At 43.2% G+C, this 733-nt stretch carries 1 pseudogene; it reads left to right on the top strand.

Going from position 1 to position 733, the window contains the following annotated elements:
* Positions 1 to 240: 240 nt before the first annotated feature.
* Positions 241 to 733, top strand: a pseudogene (locus R7O13_RS26705) (GGDEF domain-containing protein); the annotation flags it as partial.

Genomic DNA, 733 nt, shown 5'->3' with positions numbered 1-733 from the left:
GAAGGCAAAGAAATGGAGCCTCAAGATCTAGCGAAGCTATACGTAGACTAATCGCGTTGACCTCGGCACTTGTGCCGGGGTTTCTATTCCCTCCCCCTAATTCTCAACCCAAATATCGACCCACTTCATAGTTTTTCCATTCAGTATTGTTTATTCACTTCACGTGGTCACATCGCCTATAAGATAATGGGTATAACATACTGAAAAGATTATATAAGAAAAACACAAGGCTACTTCCTTATGCGCGCGCTGTCTCCTTTGCTTGCGTCACTGCTTTTTTGCAGTCAAATATACGCAAGTGACTCTACCGAGATTGAACACACCCAAAACTTTACGCAATGGCACGCTGTCTATCAAACAACGTTACACAACGATGCGGCTTCTGCTCTTAGCATGCTTCAAGACCGTTATCATACTTCCGTCTCTGACAGCGAAAGACTTTACGTCAGTGGGTTGATTTATGAGTACATGGCCAACATTAAGCAGCCTTATTACGGAAGTAGCCAAATCTTAAACAATGATTTCGCGAAGTTAGAATCTGAGTACATTCTCGCTTTAAACGAACGTAAACATGGCAGTTATGACGCTTCTGTTGCCAGTTTCAGCTCGTTAAGGCAAAAGATGAAGCAAAATGGTGACGTGGAAGGTAAAGCGTTGATGAATTACCAGCTTTGCTACACGCTAAACCAGCAAGGCCGTTACCACAACGCAAACTTCTTTTGCTCATCTCTCG

This window comes from Vibrio sp. Y176 (assembly GCF_033438945.1).
This window is presented reverse-complemented; position numbering and strand designations above follow the sequence as displayed.